The organism is Intestinibacillus massiliensis (genome assembly GCF_900155735.1).
Taxonomy (GTDB): Bacteria; Bacillota; Clostridia; order Oscillospirales; family Butyricicoccaceae; genus Intestinibacillus; species Intestinibacillus massiliensis.
In genome coordinates this window covers 126,359-129,416 of sequence record NZ_LT707058.1, presented here as the reverse complement: position 1 = coordinate 129,416, position 3,058 = coordinate 126,359, and the positions used below count along the sequence as shown (strand labels likewise).

At 61.5% G+C, this 3,058-nt stretch carries 3 protein-coding genes and 1 pseudogene; 2 read left to right on the top strand and 2 right to left on the bottom strand.

Features of this window, described 5'->3' with window-relative positions; all coding sequences use genetic code 11:
• Both CZ203_RS14690 and CZ203_RS07560 read left to right on the top strand, forming a co-directional pair.
• A pseudogene (locus CZ203_RS14690) lies at window positions 1-252 on the top strand (hypothetical protein); the annotation flags it as partial.
• A 17-nt stretch (window positions 253-269) separates the two neighbouring features.
• Window positions 270-515 carry a hypothetical protein gene (locus CZ203_RS07560; protein WP_087065523.1) on the top strand — a complete coding sequence of 82 codons (246 nt, stop codon included), beginning with the start codon at window positions 270-272 and terminating at the stop codon, window positions 513-515.
• Between the two features lie 68 nt (window positions 516-583).
• Here CZ203_RS07560 and CZ203_RS07555 read toward each other — a convergent pair whose 3' ends face one another.
• A complete protein-coding gene (locus CZ203_RS07555) occupies window positions 584-2,077 on the bottom strand; it encodes a Na+/H+ antiporter NhaC family protein (RefSeq protein ID WP_087065522.1) in 1,494 nt (497 codons plus the stop codon).
• 139 nt (window positions 2,078-2,216) lie between these two features.
• Window positions 2,217-2,780: a manganese efflux pump MntP gene (locus tag CZ203_RS07550; RefSeq protein WP_087065521.1), complete on the bottom strand. Its 564-nt coding sequence runs from the start codon at window positions 2,778-2,780 to the stop codon at window positions 2,217-2,219.
• Window positions 2,781-3,058: the final 278 nt, after the last annotated feature.

Sequence of the window (3,058 nt, the reverse complement as noted above, 5' to 3'; positions counted from 1 at the left end):
TCCCAGGGCGCCTTTCCGCCGCGGCGCTTGGCTTATGCCCCCCCGCGCGGCGGCTATTGCGACGACAGCACCCCCGCCACGGCCGACCATGCGCAGCCCTACCTGCGCTCGCTGTGCGCGATGCTGGGCGTGCCGCGGTTCGACTGCCTGGCCGCGGAAGGCCTGGATATCCGCGGCAACGACGCGGAGGCGCTGCTCGAGGCCGCCGAAGCCGAGGCAGACAAGCTGGCCGCAAACTTCTGGAACGTATAAAGAAGGAAGGTTTTTTTATGTCCCTGCACGGCCTGTTTAAAAAGTCCATTAACATCCCCTATGACGGGGACGGCGGCTACCCCACCGCGGCCCAGGCGCGGGAAGCGGCCGCCGCCTGGTGCGCGCACGAAGGGTTTTCCTGCACTTTCACCGGCACGGACGCGGACGGCAACCCGACCGCCGAGATCGACGGCGTGCCGCATGCCATCCTGCGGCGGATCGGGAACCGCGGCAGCTACGACATCACCTGCCGCGAGCTATGACCGCAACCGCGCAAAAAAACGCCTTCCACAAATGTGGAAGGCGTTTTTTGACGGTTAAAGTGAGCAAATTAGACCTTCTTCGGCTTAAAGCGCTCAAAGATGAGCACCGCCGCCGCAACGAGGACAATAAAGCCCACGCCCAGGCCGATCCAGCCATTCCCGGTCAGGCCGGCGACGATGTAACCGACAAAGCAGCAGGCCGCCACCATCAGCGCGTAGGGCATCTGGGTGGAAACGTGGTCGATATGGTTACACTGGCCGCCCGCGGACGCGAGGATGGTCGTGTCGGAAATCGGGGAGACATGGTCGCCGCAGACCGCGCCGGACAGCGCCGCCGCGACCGTCAGCACCAGCATGTCCGTTTCCACGTCGCCGAAAATGGCAAACGCGATCGGGATCAGGATGCCGAAGGTGCCCCAGGAGGTGCCGGTCGCGAAGGCCAGGCCGAGCGCGACGAGGAAGAACACCGCGGGCATGAAGGCCAGGATGCCGGTGCCGCCCTCTACGAGCGTCTTGACATAGCCGCCGATGTTGAGGTAATCCTCCGAGCAGATGCCGGACAGCGTCCAGGCCAGCGTCAGGATCATCAGGGCGGGCGCCATCGCGCGGAAGCCCTCGATAAAGCTCTCGCAGAACTGCTGGAAGGTCAGGATCTTGCGGGGCAGGTAGAGCAGGAACGTAAAGATCAGCGTGAAGAACGAGCCGAGCACGAGGCTGGTCGAGGAATCGCAGTTCGCAAACGAATCGACGATGTTGCCGCTCTCCAGGATGCCGCCGGTGTACAGCATGGCCGCGATGCAGGAGACGATCAGCACGGCGATCGGCAGGATCAGGTCATAGACCTTGCCGTTGCCGAAAATCTTGATCTCCTCGGCCTCGACCGAGTCGATCTTGCCCGAGGCGAGCACGCGCTCCTCGTATTTCTTCATCGGGCCGAAGTCGAAGTCGCTGATGATGAGGTACAGCAGGAAGCACAGCGTCAGCAGCGCGTAAAGGTTAAACGGGATGGTCTGCAAAAAGAGTGAAAAGCCGTCGATATGGCTGCCCTCCGGCAGGGAGGAACTGACCGCGGCCGCCCAGCTCGAAATCGGCGCGATGATGCACACCGGCGCCGCCGTGGCGTCGATGACGTAGGCAAGCTTCGCGCGGGTGACCCGGTGGGTATCCGTGACGGGGCGCATGACCGTGCCGACGGTCAGGCAGTTGAAATAGTCGTCAACGAAGATCAGCGCGCCGAGGAACGAGGTCGAAAGCAGCGCCCCGCGGCGGGTCTTGATCGTGCGCGTCGCCCATTCGCCGTACGCGCGCGAAGCGCCGGATTTGGTGATCAGCGCGACCAGGATGCCGAGCAGCACCAGGAAGATCATGATGTTGACGTTACCACCAATCTTATTCCCCATGATGGTAAAGGTCGTTTCCATTGCGTGGAGAGGGTTAAAGCTGCTGAACAAGAGCGCGCCGGACAGGATGCCGATCATCAAGGACATGTAGACTTCCTTGGTCAGCAGTGCGAGCGCGATCGCGATGACCGGTGGCAGCAATGCCCAAAAGGTTGCAGACATAATGACAGTCTCCTTTTCTATTTTGTGTCCGCGCCCCCGCGCGGATAAAACTAATACGCACAAAATATTTTACACTATTCTGCGGGACTGTGCAAGGACTGCGGGAAAAATGTCGATTTTTCATGCGGGGAATAGGGGGTTATCCCAAAAACCCCAGGTGTTCCAGCAGGATTTTCGCGCCCATGAGCACGAGCAGCAGGCCGCCGGCGCATTCCGCCTTCGCGGAAAACTTCTCCCCGAACACCGTGCCGATCTTGACGCCCGCGACCGAGATGGCAAAGGTCGTCACGCCGATCAGCAGCACCGCGGCGAGGATGTCGACCTGCAAAAACGCAAACGTCACGCCCACGGCGAGCGCGTCGATCGAGGTCGCGACGGCGAGCGGCAGCATGCGCAGCGGCGCGAACGAGCCGTCGACCAGCTCCCCCTCCGCGGAAAAGGATTCGCGGATCATATTGCCGCCGATCAGCCCCAGCAGCACAAAGGCGATCCAGTGGTCGACGGACTGGATGTATCCCGAAAAGGTCGCGCCGAGGAAGTAGCCCAGCAGCGGCATCACCGCCTGGAAGACGCCGAACCAAAGCCCGGTCACCGCGGCGTGCTTCCACCGGATGCGCGGCATGGTCAGCCCCTTGCCGATGGATACGGCGAAGGCGTCCATGGAAAGCCCCACGGCGATGGCAAACAGTTCCCAAAGTCCCATAACAAGTATTCCCCCTATAAAACTAAAAAATCAGGCGCATACCGCGCCTGACTGCCTTTTCCCATAAAAAAAGACGCAGGTACGGCAAGCCAGGCCGTACATGAGTCTCGTCAATTAAGGCAGGCCAGGCGGTGGATCGCCGCCAGCATGTTGGCCTGCCGCGCGTTGCCGCGCAAACTACTCCCTCATGGGGTTTTATTTATTATAGCGGGATTTTTTAGGGCTGTCAAGCAAAACGGCGCGCCGCGCCGCGGGCGTTCGGGCGACGGGATACGCGG